Origin of the sequence: Alkaliphilus sp. B6464, assembly GCF_018141165.1 — a bacterium.
In the GTDB taxonomy this organism is placed as follows: domain Bacteria; phylum Bacillota; class Clostridia; order Peptostreptococcales; family Natronincolaceae; genus Alkaliphilus_B.
This window is the reverse complement of record NZ_CP058557.1, coordinates 53,036-76,449: the sequence shown is the minus strand read 5'-3', so window position 1 is coordinate 76,449 and position 23,414 is coordinate 53,036. Positions and strand designations below refer to the sequence as shown.

Sequence of the window (23,414 nt, the reverse complement as noted above, 5' to 3'; positions counted from 1 at the left end):
ATAATAATAAATAGAATTTTGCTAACAATGAAGTGTATAATGTTAAAATAAAATTAGTGGGTAATATATTGTTACTTATGCTGTATTACCTTAAAACAGTAGTAAGGGAGAAGAGTATAAATGGAAAAAAATCAACTTTTATATAGAACCTACTCACAATACTTAATAGAGAAGTATGGTGGAAAGGTGTACAAGCTTCCAGTTAATTTACCATTAACCTGCCCAAACCGTGATGGTAAACTGAGTAAAGGCGGTTGTACATTTTGTGCTGATGTAGGTACTGGATTCGAAAGCTTATCAAATTGCTTTTCAGTTCAAGATCAATTGACAAAAACTAGGGAGCATATAAAGAAAAAGTATAAAGCAAGCAAGTACATTGCCTACTTTCAAAACTTTTCAAATACATATATGCCTATAGATGTCTTCAAAGTATATATGGAAGAAGCGGTGATGGAAGGAATTGTCGAAATCGCTATTTCAACTAGGCCAGATTGTATAGAGGAAGAGTATTTAAAGTTTTTAAAGGAATTAGGGGAAAGGACAGGAATTGAAATATCATTTGAACTAGGACTTCAAACTGTTAATTATCACACACTAAATAAAATAAATAGAGGCCATACTCTAGGTGAATTTATTGATGCCGTATTAACTATAAAAAAATATGGGTTCGGTATATGTACGCACCTAATACTTAACTTACCCTGGGATAACATGGATGATGTAATTGAGAATGCAAAAGTTATTTCTGCACTTAATGTTGAACAAGTAAAGCTACATGCTTTATACATAATGGAAAATACAATAATGGGAACAGAATACAAAAGAGGAGAAATAGAACTTATTTCAGTTGAAGAATATAAAGAGAGGGTTATTACATTTTTAGAACATTTATCTCCTAAAATCGTTGTTCAACGGTTAATAGGCAGAGCACCAGAGGAGAATAGTTTATTTGTTAATTGGAATAGGAGCTGGTGGAAAATTCGCGATGAAATTCATGATGAAATGATTACAGAAGAAAGATATCAAGGGAAGAAAGCAAATTATTTAGGTGGAAAAGCACTAAAATAATATTTTTATTATGCAGGGAAAAGAAAGAATTTATAGAATATTTAAAATATATAAAAATATTTCTAGGAGGTTTTGTCTTATGATAAAGCTTATAGTTGGCCCTGCAGGTGGAGGAAAAACTAGGATATTAAGTCAAATAGCTAACGAAGATGTGAAAAAAGCAAGGGGGCATTTAATCTATATTGATCATCGTAATACACGTATGTTGCAAGTAGACTATAAAATTAGATTTATTAATATAGGAGAATATGAAATTCAGGATGAAGAAAGTTTTTATGGTTTTATATGTGGTATTATCGCATCCAATTATGATATAGAAACAATTTATATCGATGGATTATATAACATAACTAATAGAGAACTAGATAAGATGGAGGAATTTTTCTGCAAACTTGATAATATTGAGTTGAAATATAATATTAATTTTGTAATAACTATAAGCTCTGAGAAAGAGAACCTTCCACAATTTTTGAATAAGTATTTAATAATTGGATAAAATACAAAAAAGTAGCCAAGCTGCTTTTTTTGTTGCCCTAAAAAAGTAAATATGTTATCAATATTAGAGGTTCTTATCGATGTCATCAATTTCAGGAAAGCGTTTCATTTCCTTTTTAGAGAAAATTAATTTATCATCAGATATAACTTCAAAAACCCCACCAGACGAAGGAATAATAGTAAGTGATTCTATTTCATTTTTATATGTTCTTAAAAGATGTTCAGCCAATTCCATGGCTTTCGGTACATAGCCTCAGCCAGTACAGTATTCAATACTAATTTTTTTATTTTCCATAATATAACCTCCAAAGTATAGTCTTTTTTTATAGATAATATATGCACTATAGAAAATTTCTATTACTATTTTACCCTATTAAATAATAAAGAAACAGTTTTTCATTATTTTGAAATTATACTTTTAAAAGTACTATTTATTAATCATATATTGATTATTTTCTTAAAAAGTATGTTATAATTAGTATTAATGATGTATAATTGGTTTGAAATTTAACACAATAAGGAGGATACATATGAAGACAAAAATAGGAATTAATGGTTTTGGGAGAATTGGTAAAGCAGTATTGAAGGCATCCTTAGAGTATAATTGGGATGTTGAAGTTGTTGCTATTAACAGCACCAGTGGTCCGGAAAAACATGCACATATATTTAAATATGACTCATTATATGGAAAAATGAATGAAGAGGTTAGAGCTACAGAAGATGCACTTTATGTCGGAGAAAAGAAGATACAGTTCACAGCTTTCCGTGATCCTGCCGAAATTCCATGGAGGGAAATGGGAGTAGACATAGTTATCGAATCTACAGGAATATTTTTAACAAAGGAAGATGCTTCCAAACATTTACAAGGCGGAGCAAAGAAAGTAATTATATCTGCACCAGCAAAGTCCGGAGAAGATTTAACCATTGTTATGGGGGTAAATGAAGGACAGTATGACCCAGAAAAACACCATATTTTATCCAACGCATCTTGTACAACAAACTGTTTAGCTCCAGTAGCTAAAGTATTAGAAGATAACTTTGGCATTAAGAGTGGTTTAATGACAACTGTTCATGCCTATACTAATGATCAAAGAATATTAGATTTACCTCATAAAGACCTAAGAAGAGCGAGAGCAGCCGCTGAATCTATTATACCAACTACAACTGGCGCAGCTAAGGCTGTAGCTAAGGTTATTCCTTCTTTAGAAGGTAAACTAAATGGTATGGCTATGAGAGTACCTATTCCTGTTGTATCTGTAGTTGACTTAGTAGTTGAATTAAACAAAGATACAACTGCAGAAGAAGTAAATCAAAAGCTTAAAGAAGCAGCTGAAGGTTCCATGGAAGGAGTTTTAGGCTATACTGAAGAACCTCTAGTATCTATTGACTTTAAAAAAGATCCTAGATCATCAATTGTTGATGCTCTATCAACCATGATGGTAGGAGACAAAATGTTAAAAGTTATTTCATGGTATGATAATGAGTGGGGTTATTCTAATAGAATTGTTGATTTAGCTAACTATATAGCTAAAAAAGGACTATAGAATTTTAAAACACTTAAAATTATAATCTAATATATTAATAAAGTAGACCTTTCAAATGAAAGGTCTACTTTATTAATATATAGGAAACTATACACTTTGAAATCTTTGGGTGTTTTTAAATAGATAGGATAGTAGTAATGGCCTAGGTAGTGCCTATATAGCTATGCTAGAAAGTGGATAGCTATATTTAAATTTTATTTTTTTCTTAAAATAATGTAACTTTAATATAGATAAATAGGCTAAAATTAGAAATAATGATATAATATAAAAGGAAATAAATCAAGGAAATAAATCAAGGATATAAATATTTAAGAAAAATTATTGGAAATCTAAGTAGTGGGGTGGTACTATGAATCAACAAGTAGATTGGAAGAAGTTTTTAATTCCATATGAAAATGCGGTAGAAGAATTAAAAGTAAAGTTTAAAAGTATTCGCAGCGAATTAAGAACTATTGGAGAGTATTCACCAATTGAATTTGTAACAGGAAGAGTAAAAAAGGTTTCTAGTATATTAGAAAAAGCAAAAAAACTAGATGTGGAAATAGATAATATAGAAGAAGGAATTGAAGATATAGCTGGTATCCGTATAATGTGTCAGTTTGTCGAAGATATATATACTGTTGTAGACTATATTCGTGAACGTGATGGAAATGACTTAGAAATTGTATATGAAAAAGACTACATTAATAATTTTAAGCCTAGTGGGTATAGAAGTTATCATATTGTTATTAGATATCCTATTCAAACAGCCATGGGACCTAAAAAAATATTAGCAGAAGTACAAATTAGAACCTTGGCAATGAATTTTTGGGGTACAATAGAACATTCCTTAAGATATAAGTACAAGCATAATATACCAGAACATATTAATGAAAGACTAATAAAAGCAGCAGATGCGGCATTTATGTTAGACAAAGAGATGTCTAAAATTAGGCATGAAATACGTCAGGCACAAAAAATGTTTGAAATAAAATCTAATACTGTTTCTAATATTTTAAGAGATATTTATTCCCTGTATGCTATGGGACGAATAACAGAGGCAACGGAGCTACAAGAAAAATTTAATGAGCTATGGGATCAGGGTGATATTAGAGAATTAAGAAATTTTGCTAAAGAAGTACATGTTTTTATTGAAAATCAAGAACCTTAATAATATATTATTGTAATAGGGAATAGGGTGATAATATGGCGATTTATGCTATAGGAGATTTACATTTAAGTGGTTATTCTGATAAACCTATGGATATATTTGGGGCTCAGTGGAATGACCATTCAAATAAGATAAGAGATAGTTGGTTAAAAAAAGTTAATAATGATGATGCTGTTCTTATTCCTGGAGATATATCTTGGGCGATGACTTTAGAAGAGGCAATGATAGATTTAGAGTGGATTGCAGATTTGCCTGGTAAAAAGTATTTAATTAGAGGAAACCATGACTATTGGTGGGGTTCAATAACAAGATTGAATTCATTATTTGATTCTATGAGCTTTATACAAAATAATTTCTTTACATATAGAGAATATGCAATATGTGGAACAAGGGGTTGGAACTGCCCTAATCATTATAAGTTTACCAATCATGACGAAAAAATATATTTAAGAGAAGTTAGTCGTTTAGAGATGTCTTTAAATACTGCTAAAAAAAGTGGATATGATAATATCATTGTTATGCTCCATTATCCACCTACAAATGATAAGTTAGAGCCCTCTTTATTTACTGAAGTCTTAGAGAAATATAATGTAAGACATGTAATATATGGGCACTTACATGGAGAAACATCCTATGGTGCTGGTCTAAAGGGAATCCATAACGGAATTAATTACTACTTAACATCCTGTGATTATGCTGAGTTTGAAATGATAGAAATAAAAAGGTAGCTATTAATAGCCACCTTTTTATTATATTAAATTGCGTTGTTAGATCCTAATACATTTTTAATCTTATGCTGAACCATTTCTTTAATTGCAGTTCTACCTGCACCTAAGTATTTTCTTGGATCAAAGTTATTTGGATTATCTATTAAATCTTTTCTAATTGCTGCAGTCATAGCAAGACGTAAATCTGTATCTATATTTACCTTACATACTCCTAGTTGTGCTGCTTGACGAATCATTTCTTCTGGAACACCTTGTGCACCTGGAATATTTCCACCGTATTCATTGCATAGAGAAACAAATTCAGGTAATACAGTAGATGCACCATGTAATACTAGTGGGAAGTTAGGTAATAATTTTTGAATTTGCTTTAATCTTTCAAAATCTAATGAAGGCTCACCTTTAAATTTATAAGCACCATGACTTGTACCAATTGCTATAGCTAACGAATCTACACCAGTTTTTTCAACAAATTCAGCTGCTTGCTCAGGAACAGTATATGTTGCATCTTTTTCACTTACATTTACAGCATCTTCTACACCTGCTAATCTTCCAAGCTCAGCCTCTACCACAACACCTTTACTATGCGCATACTCAACAACTTTTTTAGTAATTTCAATATTTTTTTCAAATTCATAATGGGATGCATCGATCATAACAGATGTAAAACCATCATCTATACATTGCTTGCAAACTTCAAAATCTTCTCCATGATCTAAGTGTAATACAATAGGTAAGTTAGAGTCTTCAATAGCAGCCTCTACTAACTTTTTTAAGTAGATTGGATTTGCGTATTTTCTAGCACCAGCAGAAACTTGAAGGATTAATGGCGACCTTTCCTCTTTAGCTGCTTCAACAATTCCTTGTATTATTTCCATGTTGTTAACATTAAATGCTCCAATTGCATAATTGCCTTCGTATGCTTTTTTAAAAAGCTCTGTACTTGTAATTAATGGCATAGTGATTCCTCCTATATGTAATTTTGGTGCAATAATATGTGTATTTTTCTTAATTCTATCATAGTGGCTATGTATCGTCAATTAGGGTTAAAAGTAGTCCAACTATATATTAATATGTTAAACCTATAGAAAAAATATATTCAAATAATAATCATAAATTAAAGTCTATTTTATATAGAAGAACTTTGATATAACAAATTAAACCAAGTTTTTATAATTTGTCACTATCAATTTTGAGTAAAATAAAGTAAAATGGTAGAAAGGCTTGTTAAAAATATACTAACACAATCAGGAGGTATGATATAATTATTTTAAAATATCTGCAACGAACGGCTATTATATAAATATATATTTGCTAATTATGGAATTATAGTAATATAAAAATAGATAGGGGAGATATAATGAGAGTTAAATCCCATATACCTAATATGTTTACTTTGTTCAATTTGTCCTTGGGAGTTTTATCAATTATTAATATATTAGCAGAAAATTACTTTTTAGCCGCATTACTTATTTTATTAGCTGCTTTAATGGATCGTTTTGATGGTAAATTAGCAAGAAAGTTTGATGCAGAAAGTGACTTAGGAAAAGAATTGGACTCGCTATGTGATTTAATTTCATTTGGTGTTGCTCCGGCTATTTTAATTTGGGCCAGCCACTTAATTAATTATGGAGTAATAGGAATGGCTATTATTATTTTATTTCCAATTGCAGGAGCTTATCGCTTAGCAAGATATAATGTAACCGAATTTGAAGGAGTATATATGGGTATACCTATTACTGTTAGTGGTGGTATTGTTGCTCTAGTAAACTTATACTCAATGAACTATAATACAAGTACATATTTTCTTATATTTATGATGATGTTTCTTTCATACTCAATGGTAAGTCAAAAAATTAAATTAAAGAAAAGATAAATCAGGCTCCTTAGGGAGTCTTTTTTGTTTGTATAAAAAAGTATAAAGTTTTTAACTATTTAGGATAGCACTAGACGAATTTTTTTATCGGTAAATTGTGATAAAACACAAAGTAGGATATAATATTTTGAAGAACAAATAATATATTGTATCTATATAACAAAGAATAATGTGGAGGATAATTATGGCTAAAACTCAACGAATAGATAAAGTATTAGCAAATTTAGGCTATGGTAGTCGCAGAGATATTAGAAAAATTTGTAAAGATGGATTAGTGAAGGTAGATGGTAAGATAATTAAAGATAGTAGTTTACATATAGATCCTGAAAATAGCGAAATTATTGTAGGTAATGAAGTTGTAAATTATCGTGAATTTATCTATATTATGATGAACAAACCTCAAGGAGTAATATCAGCTACTGAAGATAATAGAGATGAAACAGTGGTAGATTTATTAGATGAATCCTATAGACCATTTGATGTATTTCCAGTAGGCAGATTAGATAAGGATACAGAAGGACTATTACTACTTACTAACGATGGACAGCTAGCTCATCAATTACTTTCTCCCAAAAAACAAGTACCTAAAACCTATTATGCTAAAGTTGAAGGTGTAGTTACAGAAGAAGATGGAGAAAGGTTTAAGGAAGGTGTATTTATAGATGAGGATTATAAAACCTTGCCAGCAGAGCTTAAAATATTAAATTCTGATGAAATATCTGAAATAGAGTTAACTATATATGAAGGAAAGTTTCATCAAGTAAAAAGAATGTTTCAGGCAGTAGATAAGACAGTTATATATTTAAAAAGACTTTCGATGGGGCCATTAGAGCTTGATAATAATCTAGACTTAGGAGAGTATAGAGAACTTACTGAAGAAGAATTAGAACAGATAAAAGAACTTAAATAATTTAATAGAATACATAGGAGTGAATTTCGTGCTGAAGAGAAAACAAATAATAGATTTGACTATAGAAGAAAATGAATTTGGTGGAAAGGGTTATGGATATTTCGAAGGAACAAAAGTAACAGTTAAAAGTGCAATAAAGGGGCAGAAATTAAAGGTATTTATAACTAAAACTAAAAATAACAATGTAGAAGGCCAAATATATGAGGTTGTAGAGAAATCTCCATTAGAGGATCAAACAACCTGTGCTCATTTTGGTAATTGTGGCGGATGTCTTTATCAAAGCATAGCCTATGAAAATCAAACAAAAATGAAAGATATGCAAGTAAAAAGATTATTTGATGAAGCAGATATAAAAGATTATGAATACTTACCTGTAGAGGTGAGTCCTAATGCTTTTGAATATAGAAATAAAATGGAGTTTTCCTTTGGAGATGAGGAAAAAGGAGGCCCATTAACACTTGGAATGCATAAAAAGGGTAGACATTATGACATTGTAACTGTAAATGAGTGTGGCATAATGGATAAGGACTTCAGAAATATATTAAATATTATGCTTAATTACTTTAAGGAGAAAAATATTCCTTATTATAATACTAGATCCCATGAAGGTTATTTACGACATTTAGTTGTAAGAAAAGCACACTATACAAAAGAGCTACTTATAAACCTTGTAACTACAACCAAAATAGATTTAGATTTTACAGATCTAGTGGATGAAATAAAGGGACTAGATTTAGAAGGAGAACTAGTAGGTTTTCTGCATACATTAAATGATAACCTAGCTGATGTTGTTCAAAGCGATGAAACGAGAATTTTATTTGGAAGAGATTATATAGTAGAAGAACTATTAGGCTTAAAGTTTAGAATCTCTGCCTTTTCCTTCTTTCAAACAAATAGTCTGGGAGCAGAAAAGCTGTATTCCATAGTACGAGATTTTGTAGGAGATGCAGATGATAAAACTCTATTCGATCTATATTGTGGGACGGGAACTATTGGACAAATAACGGCACAAAAGGCTAAAAAGGTAATAGGTATAGAGATTATAGAGGATGCTGTACGTGCTGCCAATGAAAATGCAAAGTTAAATGGGTTAGATAACTGTAAGTTTATAGCAGGGGATGTAAAGGAAAAGGTAAAGGAGCTTAAAGATAAGCCGGATATTATCGTATTAGATCCTCCAAGATCAGGTATCCACCCTCAAGCCTTAAAAGATATAATAGGATTTGATGCAGAGAAAATTGTATATGTTTCCTGCAATCCTAAAACCTTAGTTAGAGATTTAGTAGAACTAGAGCAACATGGATATAAGGTTGAAAAAGTTAAATGTATGGATATGTTTCCGCATACGGCACATTGTGAGGTTGTATGCCTGTTGCAACGGGCTGAGAGATAAAATAGAATAAAAATTAGCGAAAGCCGTGAGTTGAAATATGCTCACGGCTTTCTTGTATCCTTAATTGAGAAAAGAGATTGATATGAAAGAGCTGAGAAGGATATAACCTGTCAAAGAAGAAAAGTCGTAGAAGAACCGAGTGTGGTAAAGTTTTATGGAGATGTACCACTAGAATTGAAAAGGACAAGGACAAGTGTGCCTTATCCCTTACGCTAAATGAAGAGTGGCTAAAAGAACAACTTTCAGAGATAATTTGTGACAGTACTTACAATGAAGGTGTAGTGAAGAGTATGGTGGATAAAATTGAAGTTTATAATGGACATATTTTAGTTAAAGCATATAATGGGTCAAATATAAAAGCTTGTTTATAGCGAAAAACAAGACTAAGATATAATTTCACTCGGAGATTGTGGCAAAGCAAGAAATTGACTATTATGACTAAATAGAAAAATAGGAGTGTGTGTATTCTATCACTCCTATAATAGAATTGATAAGACCAAAACCTTCGGTAGATATCGAGGGTGCTTTCTTGTGAAAAATTAGGTAGGATTGTGGAGATAGATTAGATAACAACCATAAGGTTTAGGATACAGAATAGAAAAAAGTAGAGGGCTTACTAGATGAATCGTATATAGCATTGGAACTTGAAGATGGAAGTTTTGATGACATTGCGGGAACTGTGGTTTATAGTAAAGCGTTTTTTAAAGAGTGAAGCAAATCGTAACTGGAATGAATTGCCTTTAATGCGAAGAAATTATATATGAAAGAAAACAAATATGACGATAATATATTTTTTAGAAAATACAGCCAAATGAGCCTCTAGCAGCAGAGACTGGCCGGTGCCGGAGAATGGGAGCTATTGAAAAAACTAGTTCTCAGCTAATATATTTATTGTATCGGACTTTTATTCCGTCAACATTAGCCAATATACAACGTCTATATCAGGGACAAATTAGTCAGGCGTGAACGGTTTTGGAGTAAAATAAGTTTTATAATTCTCTGGATGAGACATTCTCCAGAGGATTTTTGTGCCAGAAGCTCTAAGTGATTTATTTATCATTTAGTGTTATTGTCTATGATATTATTTTGAAAATTATATTGACATTGTGACCATGTGGTCATATAATAAATTTAAACCATGTGACTAGATGGTCGCAAAAATACGAAAGGAGGTTAAATAATGCCAAACCCAGCATTTTTCAATTTATCAGAGGACAAAAGAAACTTAATTATATCAGTAGCTATAGAAGTATTCTCCTCTGCTAATTATGACATAGCTAGTATTAATCAAATATGCAAGAAATCAAATATTGCTAAGGGGAGCTTTTATCAGTACTTTACAGACAAACTTGACCTATATATCTATATAATGACTCTAGTGATTGAAAAAAAAGTTAGTTTTTTTACTATAATTTTAGATCAATTTAAAACATTAACTCTACTGGAACAAATTCGGTTACTGTTCATCAAAGGTATTGAATTTTCTAAAGAGTATCCACAATATGCTGCTTTAGGAGAACAATTTTCAAAAGAGAATAATGAAACTGTAAAGTCGGCAGTTATTAAGGAAGGAGAAAAACAATCAGAAACCTTATTTGTTCAAATGGTTGATCATGCAAAATTAAAAGGCGAAGTTAGTAGTAAGGTTGATACCTTAGCTTTAAGTATGATGTTGCAATCTCTTAATAAAACAGTAAATGAATACATGCTAAACAAATTTGGTGATATTAACCATACCCATTATAATGAAGATACTAATAAACTAGTTGATTCACTGCTTAACATTGTTTTTAATGGAATAAAACCAATATAAAAATTAAGGAGGTATTAATTATGACTAAAAAAATGGATTATATATTGGGAATAATTTTTGCAGTCGCTACAGTGATATTTGTAATATTATTTCTAACAAATGATATATTTTTCAACTGGGCATATGCTAGACATCATAATGTATTGAGTTGGTATATAAGGCCTTTGTTTATCATTCCGATTATATTATTCGCTTGTAAGAAGAACTTAACTGGAATATTCGGTTCAATATTTGCCTTGTTTACTAGCATGTTTTGGTTTCCTGCACCTGAAACAAGTAGCTCTCAGGTAATGACATTTCTTGCCTATGAAATGGAATATTTAAAGGGGGTATGGATAGCTCCCAAAATTATAATGAGTTTATCTGTTCCAATATTCTTTATTGCTCTTATTATAGCTGCTTGGAAAAATAACTTGAAACTGCTTCTAGGAGTTGTTATTACAGCTGCTGTACTAAAGATTATGTGGAGCGTTGTATTTAGTGGAGAAGCTGGAATGTCCATATTAAAACCGGCAATTACTGGTTTAATTGTTTGTATCGGCGGTATTTATTATTATAAAAAACATCAAACTGCTAAAAAGAAATAATACAGATTACCGAGTAAGCTTTTAAAAAGTACCTACTATCTAGAACGCACAATACACGTTGAATCCATAACACTACTTGTGAAGGAGTGAAGCAACTGAAGAAGTAGATGTACGTCTTATGTTAGGAATTTCCAAGAAAATGAGTGATAGCGAAATTCGATTGGTAACATTCTACGACTGAGAGTATAGTTCTAAAGATGAATAGTGGTTTGAAGGGCAAATAAGGCAGGGTAATAAGGACAGTGGAATATTAAAGTTCACACCTCTTACTGGCAGACAATTTTTTGCAGTGTTTGGCGTTACGGGGGCATTTGTATTATGGTATGAGTTTATGAAGATTGGCAAAAGAATGGCTGCAAAATTTATTACAAGGAGATATTAAGTGTTTTAGAAAAAAGGATCTAGTACTTTCAAATAGCTACTAAAAAAAGCAAATGTTTGCTTTAGTTCTATTTGATAGTGGAAAGTAGAAAACCTGTAGAACTATATTAGTGAGTTATAGTTCGGCAGGTTTTTTAGGAGTAGTGGCATGAAAAATATGAATAGACAAGACACTTTCTACTTTTTATTGCTTTGTCTTTTTTGAAACATATAAAACTCCCGTAGAATTTAAACCGGCATAGAAAACATCCTCTGCATCAGTAATATTATAAGTCTTGAGTTGTTTTCTAACCCATTGTTCATCATGATTAGTGTACTTTAAATTATTATACATTATTTTACCATCAATAATTATGTCGATCATTAACCCAACATAATTAGTTGAAATATTTAAATCACCGGTTGTTACAGGTTGTCTATCGGCTTTTGGCAATACAGTCAATTCTCCATCAGTCTCAATGAATGCAATATCTACATCATTTATATTAAATATTCCTTTCTCTCTTAATTGTGCCAATAATTCATTTATAGTAACTCTTGCTTTTTTTAGATTATAATCTAATAGCTTACCATTACTCACAAGCATGATTGGCTTGCCATTAACTAATTTCCTAAAATTAATACTTTTAATATTTATATAATCTGTAATAACGACCAATATAGTAATAACAATTACTGAAATTGTAGCTAAAAATGGTGATTCTTTTGAACCCAAAGCTATTCTTACTGCAGTAGATCCAAGAAGAACTCCAACTATAAAATCAAATAATGTTATCCTCGATATCAATTTTCTTCCGATTATTCTACCTAAGATTAATAGAATAATATAAGCACAGAAACTTCTAAAAACTATCTCCATGATTTCCTTTGTCATAGCATACTCCTTATATGGCTTTTTATATTTATATATTAACCCCAATCCTAATAAATATTCTTTGTAATAGACTTTTGATACTTATAAAGGAACAGAATTTTTAAATCATATAATTAATTATTGTTTGGTCAAAGGATATAGCCTTAAACAATAAGACAAACTTCAGTAATGGAGCTGTGGGGTATATTAGGGATAAAGTTAAAGGATAATTAAGATATTCTATAAAGAGTATCTTAATACAGCAAAGATGTTTTATATTTTGAATATATACAACCACCAAGGAATAATCAGGTCCAAATGACATCATTATTATACTCTCAAGGAATGTGGAGTGTATGATAATGAGATAACGCATTGTGGTCAAAACGATAAATAGAGCACTTTGAACACAATATATTATGGTTTCAGGGGTAAAAATGAGTTAGAATTAGATTGAAAATGTCATCTGTTTAGGGTTGAAAAACAGCAAAAACATAGATGACATAGGGGTGCTTTATGAAAGTCGGGGTTTTGAGAGCCTAAAAATGAATTATTACTCCTCTGTGTTTAGTGAAGAAAATCTATTTTTAGAGGAGGGTTATTATGATCAGAAAATTTGAAATAAGAGATTAAGATTTAAAATATGAACAATGCTCTTTTAAAGCTGAATAATACGGTATTAAAACAGAAATCCCTTAGGATAATATAGAAAACGTGGTATAATTTTCTTGTCAGGTAAATTGAATTAGTAGATTTATATGTAATAAAATTGATGTAACTAAGGATAATTGAACGAAGACAGCTAATGTACTTTAAAATAAGAAGATTAGTGTAATTGAAATCTTAAAATGGAAAACATTTAAAGGAAAAAATGAAAGATAACTCTACAAATCATATAAGTCCTAAAGAAAAAGAGAAAATTTATCTACATGACACTGAAGGAAGATTTAACTGTCAGGATATTTTAAATGCCCACCTAAGTAGGAAATTTATCTATGATAAATGTTGAAATTCAATAATTAGGATGAAAGGATGATATTATTGAAAATAAAGTTAGCTGGGGTACCTAGTAATTCTGGAGGATTATACACAGGAACAGAAATGACTCCTAAAATTCTTAGACAAGCAGGTATAATTGAATTATTCGAGAAACAAGGAATTGAAGTTTTAGATCTTGGGGACGTGAATATCCCTAGCTATATACCAAGACATAATATTCCGCCTATTAGAAATTGGCCGGGACCACGTATTGTATGGGGAGAAATATATAAACAGTCAGAAAATTGGTTTGAGAATGATGACTTAGTTCTGATTTTAGGTGGCGATTGCAGTATTGTGGCAGGTACAATGCAAAGCGTACATAGGAGATATGGGGATAAAACTCACCTTGTTGTAATTGATGCTCATATTGATGTATACAAACCATCATCAGACTGATGTATAGGTGCTGCAGGTTCTGGATTATGGTTTCTTTTAGAATCTAATCATTTTTTTAATACGTTGAATGGATTTAGTGGTAGCAACGTTACAATTTTAGGTTATCAACAAGAGACTGAAATTAATAAAGATGTTACTATGCATAGTCTATGGGAAATTAGGGAGAAAGGAATAGAGTTAATAGCAAAAAAAGTACTTGATAGTATTCCAGAAGATAGTAGTATATTAATACACTTGGATTTAGATGCTATTGCAAAAAAAGAAATGTATGCTGTTTACTCACCTAGTGAAGAAGGTCTTTCTATTGAAGAAGTAAAAACCCTTTTAAGAGAAATTCTTACTGATTCTAGGGTGATAGGAATAGAGATTACTGAATTTTTTGGTTTATATGATATTGATGGGAGTCAGGCTTTAAAGTTAATTGAGTTAGTCGCAGATGCAATAAGAAATTAACAGTTCTGCCAAGGGACTAGTGTTTTTACACGACATCATTATTGTCACCTCAAGGCATGTCGAGACTGTAGTGTTGTTACAAAGACACTAAGGCTGAAAATCCTTAATTTTAGGTACTTTTTCAAACATGTGTTATTCACAAGTGAGGGTGATAAAATACGAAATAAGGAGATTCGAGACTATATAAATGTTTCGGTGGTTATAGACTTAGAGTGTGGAAACACAACAAATGGAAATAGAATAGTTAGGTAAATGATATTATTTTACCTAGAAAATATTAGACGTTTCTGTAAAAGGAAGCGTCTTTTTTTGTACCCCAAATTAAATATAGAGTGAGAAGAAATGACTATGAAAACAAAATTACACAAAAAATTGTAAGTGGACTTCTTGCACTGATTACTGTGATTACAACCTTTATAGGTTCTGGCTCTGCTGTTTTGTAAGTGAACTTGTACCGGGTCTGGAATCTTTACTACCAGTGGAGCTGGTTATATTCCAGAAACCTATGTTGACGCTAGAAAGGATAAGCTATCTAAGATTGCTTATTATGATTATACCAATACAAGTAAGTCTTATTTATTATATTGACTTTACCCTTAGGGTAAGGTGTAAGATAAAGGTAAGCGTATAGGATACACTGAAAGGAGGATAATCTATGTTATCTATTGGAGAGTTTTCAAATATATGTAAAGTGTCTACAAAGACCCTTCGTTATTATGCTGAAATAGATCTAATTCTACCTGTTGAAATCAACCCTGAAAATGGTTATAGATATTATTCTGTTGAACAATTAGAAACGATGTTATTTATCAACCGCCTAAAATCATACAATTTTTCTTTAGAGGAAATTAAAACAATCCTCAAATCAGAAGAATTACTGGACGAAAAACTTTACTTAGCACTTACCAAAAAGAAAAAAGAAATTGAGAAACAAGTACAGGAATTTAAAAAAACTTTAGACCAATTAAATAATGATATATCAAATTTGAAACAAGGCAAATCAATTATGTCATATCTGGAAAGTATTGATGTTCAACTTGTAGAAGTACCAAAGATGTATCTTCTATCTTTTCGAAAAATGGTTCATGAATACGAATTTGCTGAAGAATATGGTAATTGCTTTAGTAAATTATTTAAGAAAATTCAAGATGACAAATTAACTATACTTGCTCCACCAATGGTGCTTTTTCACAGTGAAGAATTTAGTCTATTTGGTTTAGATACTGAATTTGCTATTCCGGTAAAAGAGTATGTTACAGGTACAAGAGATTTTTACCCAGGACTATGCTTAAAAACAGTTCTGTATGGCTCTTATTCTAATCTATCTTCTGTATACACTAAACAACGCGAATGGGCAGAAAAAGAAGGCTATGAATGTAACAACGCCCTTTATGAAGTATATGTAACTGACCCTTCTCAAGTTTCAAAAGAAAGTGAACTTATAACTGAAATTTATTATCCTGTTAAAAAGAAAGCGTCAAATATTTAGACCAAGAAACCAAGACTACTCAACTTTCACAGTATGAACTAAGAAAAGACGATTGAGCTAAAAAGACAATAAATGATAAAGGAGAAATTTATATGAATCAAGAAAAAGTGACAGAGTTGGAAAAGAAAATAAACAATGATTATAGCAATATTGCAGGCATGGTTGTACTAAAAGACGGTAAAACACTATATGAAAATTACTTTAATGATTGCACTGCTACTAGCCGAATCCATGTTTATTCAGTAACAAAAAGTATTATTTCCATATTGATTGGGATTGCCACGGACAAAGGGTACATCAAAAGTATCAACCAGAAAGTATCGGATTTTTTCCCAGATTACATAGTTAAAAGAAGAGAAAAAACAATACAGAATGTTACACTTAAGAATTTGCTGACAATGACGGCCCCGTATAAATATAAGTTTGCACCCTACATAAAGTATTTCACGAGTGATGACTGGGTAAAATTTACACTTGATTTATTAGGAGGTAGGGGGCAGATAGGGAAATTTAGATACACTCCCCTCATAGGACCAGATATTTTGTCGGGCATTCTTGTAAAAGCAACTGGGCAATCTGTATTTGATTTCGCAACAGAAAATTTATTCTCGCCACTGGGAATTACTGTTGAGAGCAATGTGATTTTTCATAGTAAAGAGGAACAACTCGCATTTAATAAAGCTAAAAATATCAGCGGCTGGGTTGCTGACTCAACTGGAGTAAATACAGGAGGATGGGGTCTTACTCTCTCTCCTACGGATATGGCAAAAATAGGTCAATTATACTTAGATGGGGGAATGTGGAATGGAAAACAAATTGTATCAACAAGATGGATAGACGAGAGTACAAAGGAACATAGCCGATGGGAAAAACTCAATCTGCCATATGGATATTTGTGGTGGATTAGTAATGATAAAGAGCATGGCTATGCAGCTATGGGAGATGGAGGAAATATTATTTATGTCAATACAAAGAAAAAAATGGTAGTTTCTATTGCTTCTCTTTTTGTGCCAAAGGTCAAGGATAGAATAGAACTTATTAAAGAGTATATTGAACCGATGTTTGAAAATTTAGAATAGCGAATCATTGAATAATTCTGGACTGATATTGATGGCTTGTAAAAAGAAGATTGAAAGATTTTAGGAAGACTTTAGAGCAGAATCAAATACTAGATAAATTTGATAGATATGTATTTGAAAGTATTGTTGAAAAAGTCATAGTGGGTAGAGTTGAAGAAGATGGAACTATTGACCCACACAAATTAGTATTCATCTACAAAACATGTTTGACAAATGAGAAAGATGTGGTAAGTTCAACTGGATGGCAGAGGAATGTGGCTATTTGCCTGTTTGCCGTTGAAGACTGGATAACAGAAAAAGATACAAACGGCTACGAAATAATTGAGTTTGAAGGTGGTCTGTACGCAAATACAGTATCTATCGGTGGTGATGATGATATCAGTGGCAGGGTATATACCGGAATTAAAGCTTGGATTGACAATGGTGGATTTGAACTTGACGAGCGTGAAGGACACAGGGCAATGTGCCATATGATTGTAGGCGAGAAAATGAACCGTGGACTTGGATATAAGCAGCTTGACATATTTGTACCTGTTAAACTGCGTACAGTAAAAGAAAAAGAGGAGTTCTATAATGCCGGATATAAAGAAGATAAAGCAAGCTATGATTGAAGAAAGGATATCGGAGGAGATAATATCTAAAATCGATTTTAAAGACCCAGGCGGTAATAATCCACTACCTGTCATTGGTAATCGATCAAATGGATTACATGCTCTCACCTGAGCAATGCTTATCGGTAATGGAAAAACAAGGCTGCTGTAAAAGTGGGCAAAGGGATAAGGAATGTAAAAAATTCGACAAGCAAAATGCCTTTTGCATAAAAAATAAGGAAACAGAGCAGAATTTGTGTGTTAAATCAAGAAAAGAATAATGTTAAGAAGTCTAAGAATTGCTATTTTAAAAATAACGGTAAAGTTTCTGAAAAAAGAGTAATTAGAACTGCTTATAGTTAGCAGGTTTTGGGATGAACTATTAAATAATTTGTATTTCAATGAGGTGTGACATGGATATAAAAGATTTAGCAATATTTAAAACAGTAGCCTCTTTTGGAAATATTACTAAGGCTGCAGAACACCTGAATTATGCACAATCGAACGTGACAGCTAGAATCAATCAATTGGAACATGAATTGGAAGTAGATTTATTTGTCAGAAACAGTCGAGGAGTAGTACTGACTAATTCCTTTGTAGATGGCCCTATAAAAAATAATGAACTTGTTCATGAAATTTGTATAGACGATGAACTTGTTTTAATTACAGGTCAACAATTGCCAGATCCTCGAAAGTTAGAATTGATTTGTAAAAATGATTTGATTGTAGTATCGCAAAAATGTATCTATAAAAGAAAATTTGAACAGTGGGTTCAATTCGAGAATATTCAATTACCAAGGTCAATTCAAGTTGGCACTTGGGACGGGATTTTTGCTTCTGTTGAATTGGGTTTGGGTTTTTCGATTACAATACGGTCTTTAGCGGAGAAATACAGTAAGTCTAACTCATTTTTTATTTATGAACTGCCTAAAGCGTATAATCAGAATCCGCTTGTTTTTTTAAGAAGAAAAGATAGGATAATGACGAAAATTATGATTATGTGGTGCGTTATTTTACACCAAGCAGCGAGGTTGATTTTTGCGGTCATGCTACGGTAGGCCTGTCATGGGTTATGGCAATGGAGTATGGCTGGATGGAAAAGGCCTCACAAATTAGATTGAAAACAAATATTGGTATTGTTCCGGTTGAATGGTCTATGCAAGAAAACAAACTAAATAGTGTTGTGATGACTCAAGTTGCACCTAAAACAAAACAATTTGAGGTGGATAAGGAAGAAATCTGTCGTGTAGTCGGGATTAATCCAATGGACATCGATGATAAATATCCGATCAGGTTAGCATATACAGGAAATTGGCACTTATTAATTCCGGTAAAGAACAGTAAAGCAATTGACGCATCAGTACCGATATTAGAAGAATTAAAAGATTTAAATCTTAAATTGGATGTTATTACTACACATTTATTTAGTTTTAATAGTTTTGATGAACGATATAAAATATATACAAGAGATTTTGCACCAGCAATCGGAATTGCTGAGGATCCGGTTACAGGAGCAGCGAATGGTGCGTTAGCAGGATACTTAGTATTGGAAAATATTTTAGACCCAAAAACAGACCATGAATTTACAATTGCCCAAGGACATGCAGCTGGAAGACCGGGAGAACTTACAATAAAGATTATTGCAGGAAAAACTAATCCGACTATCAAAGTTGGGGGAAAAGCGACTATTTCAATTAATGGAACTATAAATCTTTAATGAAACAATTGAATGAATTTTTCATTATACCAATTATTAGAATTAATTAATTCTTTGAATTACGCCAGGGGGATACCAGCTTAAAGTGAAATCATTTTTGTCTACTCAAGGCATGTTGAGACGGTTGTGTTGATAGAGAAGGAATAGGATGAAATAGCTGGGCTCGTGGCATTATAATTGAATATGTAGGTGTGTGTTATATTCCCTTAGACCATAGGTTTAGGGGAATTTTTATAAGGGGGATATATTGTGTACGCGAAAATATATTATATAGTTATCTTACAATTAAATACTAATAAAAAGTACGATTTTGTACAACATATGCATTATTCATTATATACTAATGGCTTTATCACGATATTCAATAAGTTAATATGTAAGTGCCTGGCTCCGATTCGCTGTTTATTATATAAGGGCTATATGATGTGGCATGTTGAAATAGATTAACACTACTTAAAATCTCAAAGTTGTATTCAGCTTTAGGATTTATTAAAAAATATTGTAAGATAATCTAATCTAAAGCGTCTTATAAGTAGGAGGTGAAAACGTGACGGAATTCCAAGAAATTTACAATAATTATTTCAAAGACATTTTTTTATTTGCATATAGTTTATCTAAAGATAGACATATAGCAGAGGATATTACTTCTGAAACATTTATAAAGGCAATAAAATCTTTGGAAAATTTTAGAGGGGATTGTGATATCCGTGTATGGCTATGTCAAATAGCAAAAAACTATTATTCATCCTATTTACGGAAGAACAAAAAAATTATTATAACAGATACTATACCGGAAGAAAAAGATTATACTGATATAGAAAAAATAGTATCCGTATCAGAGGAAACCATGAAAATTAATGAAATCCTACATAATCTACAAGAACCATATAAAGAGGTATTTTATTTGAGGTTTTTTGGAGAACTGAGCTATAAACAAATAGGAGATTTATTCAGGAAAACAGATAATTGGGCCTGCGTTACTTATCACCGAGCTAGGAATAAAATCAAAGATGAAATGGAGGATGTATATGAAAGCAACCTGTAATGTTATTAAAGATATTTTACCTTTATATGTTGAAAATCTTGCCAGTTATGATTCATGTACTGTTGTGGAAGAACATCTTATTTCATGTAATGAGTGTAAAAAAGAGTTAGATGCAATGAAATCACATGAAACTCCACCAATAGATATAGATATATCTCCCCTTAAAAAGATAAAATCAACCATACGCCAAAAAAGATTACAAGCAATTCTTTCTTCCATTATGATTACTCTTATAATTTGTTTTGTTGCAATAGCTTTTTTAACTGCACCAGAGTACCTTCTCTATAAGGAAGGTTTAGTATCTTTCGTTGAAAGTGATAATGGAACAATACTTGCTTTATTCAATGACGAAGTATCAGGATATGATATTAATGTATATCCCTCGCAAAGGGGTGAGGGCAATGTATACCATATAAGTACATGGAATAATATTTGGAATAGAAATATTAGCAAAATCACCTCAAATATTGCAATCTTAAATCCCAATGGTGAGCCTATAGATGCTGTATATTATTACACCACTGATGGTAATTCAGATAGTCTAATATACGGCAAAGATCAACATCCTAGCGGAGGATTGGTTACATTACCAAGACTGTTTTTAGCATACTATTTATTAATTGCCATAACATTAACTACTCTATGTATATTAATACTAGCTATATTTCGTAGATATAAAAGGATAACAAATGCTACAAGAAAAATTATATTTTTACCTATATCATATATTTTAGGGCATCTTTTAATTAAGGGATTTACCACTATATCATATTCGGCAACACGGGACTTTTATGCTATACTATTGGTCATGATACCTTTATATATTGTTTTTCTTTTTGCTTTTAATATAATTATGGAGCATAAAAGAAATAAATTTAAATAACTAGGCTTGTGCAGTAAAAAGGAAAATTTTATCCAGCAAGACCTAATTTACTAAACATTGTAACTTTATCCATATTGTTTTTGCCACAATAGTAGGCAATGCTAGCAATATTAACCAAATACTTATTGCGAAAATGCCCTATGACATCTCCAAGAGTTTTAAATTTGAATGTCTTCTTATTTGAAACTCTGAATAACTCTAAAAATGTGTAAGTCATAAATTCCATACTCCAAAATCGTTTTATAGATTTTAGTGATTGGACCTGATATTCATCAAAGACTAAAGAGGTTTTATGATATCTATAACTTACTTCTATATTCCAACGATTTTGGTAGTACTTAATAATTGTAGAATTATCAAGAGCTATATCTGTGGATATTATAAACACAGGTCGGTCAGATAAATCTTTTTTATTCCAGCTAAATAAAATAACTGCATTTTTTGAGTCGTTCCCTCATATTTATAGATATAGTAAGTATCTTCACCTACTGTAACCGGGTAGGTTTTGGACTTACTTATTAGCTTAGCGAAATTAGATAGATTTGTTTTAATTCCAGCTGGATATATTACTCTGTTGGATTTGATCCTACCAATGGTGTGATACCCCTTACTTAATGCGTGTAACATTACTTTTGCTGATATATACCAAGAGTCAATTAAAAGATAGTTAACATCAGTAACAGTAACAAATTCATCGATTAAATCCATTGCAAGCTCTTGTTTGTTCCTAAAGAACTTAGCTACTTTTTTCCTAAAAACTCTTTTCTTAGGTAAGGCTTGTAGTTAAGCGGTATAGAGTATTCTGATATATGATAATGAGAACTTACTACACAGTGAGACTACATTGGCCTGTTACTATCAGTGTGAGAATTATGAAAGTCTAAGCCTTCGATTTTCTTTGTAGACTTATCTTTTTTACTCAAAGTATCATCTACAATTAGAAAACCTACAGCTTTAGAGTCAATATTCTTACGGATAGTTGATAGTGATGTCTCAATCCTTACATCATCAACATATCCATTGTTCCATGAATACTCTGATAAAAACCTAGAAGCATTAGATCTGTTTCTGTTACAAGTAATTTTGTTATAAATAGCAGATAAAGTTTTATGACCCCCTTGTGATTGTTTTTCGGCAAATTAAAATTATCATATTTGGTCATCTTATGCTTTTATTTTGCCATTTTCAGGAAATGTAATTATTGGCTAATGTGCCAATCCATTTTGTGCTATTTTACTGCACAACTCAAGTTATATAATTTAATTTAGGTGATAAGACACGATTGTAAGATAAAATGTACTAAAATATTTTGGATAAGGAGAACAAATGTATGATTAAAGAAATTGAAATGCGTAGAAGCATAAGAAAGTATATTGATAAGCCAGTTGAAAATGAAAAAATTACTGAAATACTTGAAAGTGCAAGATTAGCTCCATCAGGTAATAACACACAACCTTGGAATTATATAGTAGTAAAATCTAAAGAAATGATGCAAAAAATAATGGAAGCTTCACATAATCAAAAATGGATGCTAACAGCTCCTGTTTTTATTATATGTATTGCAGATGTGAGGTGTAGAATAAAAGAAGATATTTCTATTGATGATAATAGTCCACATGTTGAAGTAAAACGAATAATTAGAGATACAGCAATTTCAGTAGGATATATGCTTCTTCAAGCGAATAATTTAGGATTAGGAGCTTGCTGGGTTGCAGAGTTTACGCAAGAAGAAATTAGGCCAGTTTTAAATATACCTTCTGATAAATATGTAGTTGGGGTTATAACAGTTGGTTATCCTAATGAGACTCCTAGACCTCGGCCAAGAAAGAATTTAAAAGATATAGTACATTATGAATCTTGGTAATAATAAACATATAAATCAAAAATGGTACTTCATAAAAAAATTCTTATTTAACATCACTCATG

General features: G+C 31.3%; 22 protein-coding genes and 2 pseudogenes. 20 read left to right on the top strand and 4 right to left on the bottom strand.

The genetic code is table 11. The features are described 5' to 3' along the window. Positions 1–120 precede the first annotated feature (120 nt). On the top strand, positions 121–1,068 hold the full coding sequence (locus tag HYG84_RS00395) for a TIGR01212 family radical SAM protein (RefSeq protein ID WP_212379682.1): 948 nt from the start codon (positions 121–123) through the stop codon (positions 1,066–1,068). Between the two features lie 79 nt (positions 1,069–1,147). Beyond that, a complete protein-coding gene (locus HYG84_RS00390) occupies positions 1,148–1,564 on the top strand; it encodes a hypothetical protein (protein WP_212379680.1) in 417 nt (138 codons plus the stop codon). A 63-nt stretch (positions 1,565–1,627) separates the two neighbouring features. Here HYG84_RS00390 and HYG84_RS00385 read toward each other — a convergent pair whose 3' ends face one another. Continuing rightward, the gene (locus tag HYG84_RS00385) at positions 1,628–1,858 is read right to left on the bottom strand and encodes a SelT/SelW/SelH family (seleno)protein (RefSeq protein WP_212379678.1); all 231 of its coding nucleotides are present in this window, start codon (positions 1,856–1,858) and stop codon (positions 1,628–1,630) included. A gap of 235 nt (positions 1,859–2,093) precedes the next feature. On the opposite strand from HYG84_RS00385, the gene gap reads away from it, so the two are divergent. From gap to HYG84_RS00370, 3 genes are all read left to right on the top strand, one after another. Beyond that, the gene (gene gap / locus HYG84_RS00380; RefSeq protein ID WP_212379676.1) at positions 2,094–3,107 is read left to right on the top strand and encodes a type I glyceraldehyde-3-phosphate dehydrogenase; all 1,014 of its coding nucleotides are present in this window, start codon (positions 2,094–2,096) and stop codon (positions 3,105–3,107) included. A gap of 349 nt (positions 3,108–3,456) precedes the next feature. After that, positions 3,457–4,257, top strand: coding sequence for a GTP pyrophosphokinase (locus HYG84_RS00375; protein ID WP_212379674.1), 801 nt, complete (start codon positions 3,457–3,459; stop codon positions 4,255–4,257). 35 nt (positions 4,258–4,292) lie between these two features. After that, positions 4,293–4,985 carry a metallophosphoesterase gene (locus HYG84_RS00370; protein ID WP_212379672.1) on the top strand — a complete coding sequence of 231 codons (693 nt, stop codon included), beginning with the start codon at positions 4,293–4,295 and terminating at the stop codon, positions 4,983–4,985. 26 nt (positions 4,986–5,011) lie between these two features. Here the strand turns inward: HYG84_RS00370 and fba are convergent, their stop codons facing one another. Next, entirely contained in the window at positions 5,012–5,941 is a 930-nt protein-coding gene (gene fba, locus HYG84_RS00365; RefSeq protein ID WP_212379670.1) for a class II fructose-1,6-bisphosphate aldolase, read from the bottom strand. Positions 5,942–6,342: 401 nt separating this feature from the next. Here fba and pssA point away from each other — a divergent pair, with 401 nt between their 5' ends. From pssA to HYG84_RS00340, 5 genes are all read left to right on the top strand, one after another. Next, complete coding sequence (gene pssA / locus HYG84_RS00360; protein ID WP_212379668.1) at positions 6,343–6,858, top strand: CDP-diacylglycerol--serine O-phosphatidyltransferase; 516 nt, start codon at positions 6,343–6,345, stop codon at positions 6,856–6,858. A gap of 184 nt (positions 6,859–7,042) precedes the next feature. Further along, positions 7,043–7,768 (top strand): pseudouridine synthase, encoded by a 726-nt coding sequence (locus HYG84_RS00355; RefSeq protein WP_212379666.1) that lies wholly within the window; start codon positions 7,043–7,045, stop codon positions 7,766–7,768. Positions 7,769–7,796: 28 nt separating this feature from the next. After that, positions 7,797–9,161 (top strand): 23S rRNA (uracil(1939)-C(5))-methyltransferase RlmD, encoded by a 1,365-nt coding sequence (rlmD, locus tag HYG84_RS00350; RefSeq protein WP_330655527.1) that lies wholly within the window; start codon positions 7,797–7,799, stop codon positions 9,159–9,161. A 1,180-nt stretch (positions 9,162–10,341) separates the two neighbouring features. Next, positions 10,342–10,974, top strand: a complete 633-nt coding sequence (locus HYG84_RS00345; RefSeq protein ID WP_212379664.1) for a TetR/AcrR family transcriptional regulator — start codon at positions 10,342–10,344, stop codon at positions 10,972–10,974. 20 nt (positions 10,975–10,994) lie between these two features. Further along, positions 10,995–11,561: a hypothetical protein gene (locus HYG84_RS00340; RefSeq protein WP_212379662.1), complete on the top strand. Its 567-nt coding sequence runs from the start codon at positions 10,995–10,997 to the stop codon at positions 11,559–11,561. A gap of 565 nt (positions 11,562–12,126) precedes the next feature. On the opposite strand, the gene HYG84_RS00335 is transcribed toward HYG84_RS00340, so the two are convergent. After that, complete coding sequence (locus HYG84_RS00335) at positions 12,127–12,816, bottom strand: DUF421 domain-containing protein (protein ID WP_212379660.1); 690 nt, start codon at positions 12,814–12,816, stop codon at positions 12,127–12,129. Positions 12,817–13,827: 1,011 nt separating this feature from the next. On the opposite strand from HYG84_RS00335, the pseudogene HYG84_RS20200 reads away from it, so the two are divergent. The 9 genes and pseudogenes from HYG84_RS20200 to HYG84_RS00285 all read left to right on the top strand — a co-directional run bounded on the left by HYG84_RS20200 (position 13,828) and on the right by HYG84_RS00285 (position 21,488). Continuing rightward, positions 13,828–14,685 (top strand): annotated as a pseudogene (locus tag HYG84_RS20200) (arginase family protein). A gap of 655 nt (positions 14,686–15,340) precedes the next feature. Continuing rightward, positions 15,341–16,174, top strand: a complete 834-nt coding sequence (locus HYG84_RS00320) for a MerR family transcriptional regulator (protein WP_212379653.1) — start codon at positions 15,341–15,343, stop codon at positions 16,172–16,174. Between the two features lie 92 nt (positions 16,175–16,266). Then, a complete protein-coding gene (locus HYG84_RS00315) occupies positions 16,267–17,253 on the top strand; it encodes a serine hydrolase domain-containing protein (RefSeq protein WP_212379651.1) in 987 nt (328 codons plus the stop codon). A 50-nt stretch (positions 17,254–17,303) separates the two neighbouring features. Next, positions 17,304–17,864 carry a hypothetical protein gene (locus HYG84_RS20580; protein ID WP_330655526.1) on the top strand — a complete coding sequence of 187 codons (561 nt, stop codon included), beginning with the start codon at positions 17,304–17,306 and terminating at the stop codon, positions 17,862–17,864. Then, positions 17,827–17,976, top strand: coding sequence for a hypothetical protein (locus HYG84_RS00305; protein ID WP_212379649.1), 150 nt, complete (start codon positions 17,827–17,829; stop codon positions 17,974–17,976). Before HYG84_RS20580 ends, HYG84_RS00305 begins: the two co-directional genes overlap by 38 nt. Positions 17,977–18,256: 280 nt before the next feature. Beyond that, a complete protein-coding gene (locus HYG84_RS00300; protein WP_212379647.1) occupies positions 18,257–18,901 on the top strand; it encodes a LysR family transcriptional regulator in 645 nt (214 codons plus the stop codon). Next, entirely contained in the window at positions 18,844–19,560 is a 717-nt protein-coding gene (locus tag HYG84_RS00295) for a PhzF family phenazine biosynthesis protein (protein WP_249168678.1), read from the top strand. The genes HYG84_RS00300 and HYG84_RS00295 overlap by 58 nt, the downstream gene beginning before the upstream one ends. Before the next feature lie 547 nt (positions 19,561–20,107). Further along, the gene (locus HYG84_RS00290; protein WP_212379645.1) at positions 20,108–20,605 is read left to right on the top strand and encodes an RNA polymerase sigma factor; all 498 of its coding nucleotides are present in this window, start codon (positions 20,108–20,110) and stop codon (positions 20,603–20,605) included. After that, complete coding sequence (locus tag HYG84_RS00285) at positions 20,589–21,488, top strand: zf-HC2 domain-containing protein (RefSeq protein WP_212379643.1); 900 nt, start codon at positions 20,589–20,591, stop codon at positions 21,486–21,488. Before HYG84_RS00290 ends, HYG84_RS00285 begins: the two co-directional genes overlap by 17 nt. Positions 21,489–21,516: 28 nt before the next feature. Here HYG84_RS00285 and HYG84_RS20195 read toward each other — a convergent pair. Then, a pseudogene (locus HYG84_RS20195) lies at positions 21,517–22,603 on the bottom strand (IS701 family transposase); the annotation flags it as partial. A 215-nt stretch (positions 22,604–22,818) separates the two neighbouring features. Here HYG84_RS20195 and HYG84_RS00265 point away from each other — a divergent pair. Beyond that, a complete protein-coding gene (locus HYG84_RS00265; protein WP_212379635.1) occupies positions 22,819–23,352 on the top strand; it encodes a nitroreductase family protein in 534 nt (177 codons plus the stop codon). Positions 23,353–23,414 lie beyond the last annotated feature (62 nt).

Coding starts and splice junctions, on each gene's coding strand:
- HYG84_RS00370 (WP_212379672.1), top strand. CDS start 4,293: ATGGCGATTTATGCTATAGGAGATTTACATTTAAGTGGTTATTCTGAT.
- HYG84_RS00265 (WP_212379635.1), top strand. CDS start 22,819: ATGATTAAAGAAATTGAAATGCGTAGAAGCATAAGAAAGTATATTGAT.
- HYG84_RS00285 (WP_212379643.1), top strand. CDS start 20,589: ATGAAAGCAACCTGTAATGTTATTAAAGATATTTTACCTTTATATGTT.
- HYG84_RS00320 (WP_212379653.1), top strand. CDS start 15,341: ATGTTATCTATTGGAGAGTTTTCAAATATATGTAAAGTGTCTACAAAG.
- fba (WP_212379670.1), bottom strand. CDS start 5,941: ATGCCATTAATTACAAGTACAGAGCTTTTTAAAAAAGCATACGAAGGC.
- HYG84_RS00335 (WP_212379660.1), bottom strand. CDS start 12,816: ATGACAAAGGAAATCATGGAGATAGTTTTTAGAAGTTTCTGTGCTTAT.
- HYG84_RS00355 (WP_212379666.1), top strand. CDS start 7,043: ATGGCTAAAACTCAACGAATAGATAAAGTATTAGCAAATTTAGGCTAT.
- pssA (WP_212379668.1), top strand. CDS start 6,343: ATGAGAGTTAAATCCCATATACCTAATATGTTTACTTTGTTCAATTTG.
- gap (WP_212379676.1), top strand. CDS start 2,094: ATGAAGACAAAAATAGGAATTAATGGTTTTGGGAGAATTGGTAAAGCA.
- HYG84_RS00395 (WP_212379682.1), top strand. CDS start 121: ATGGAAAAAAATCAACTTTTATATAGAACCTACTCACAATACTTAATA.
- HYG84_RS00305 (WP_212379649.1), top strand. CDS start 17,827: ATGCCGGATATAAAGAAGATAAAGCAAGCTATGATTGAAGAAAGGATA.
- HYG84_RS00390 (WP_212379680.1), top strand. CDS start 1,148: ATGATAAAGCTTATAGTTGGCCCTGCAGGTGGAGGAAAAACTAGGATA.
- HYG84_RS00315 (WP_212379651.1), top strand. CDS start 16,267: ATGAATCAAGAAAAAGTGACAGAGTTGGAAAAGAAAATAAACAATGAT.
- HYG84_RS00375 (WP_212379674.1), top strand. CDS start 3,457: ATGAATCAACAAGTAGATTGGAAGAAGTTTTTAATTCCATATGAAAAT.
- HYG84_RS00340 (WP_212379662.1), top strand. CDS start 10,995: ATGACTAAAAAAATGGATTATATATTGGGAATAATTTTTGCAGTCGCT.
- HYG84_RS00300 (WP_212379647.1), top strand. CDS start 18,257: ATGGATATAAAAGATTTAGCAATATTTAAAACAGTAGCCTCTTTTGGA.
- HYG84_RS00345 (WP_212379664.1), top strand. CDS start 10,342: ATGCCAAACCCAGCATTTTTCAATTTATCAGAGGACAAAAGAAACTTA.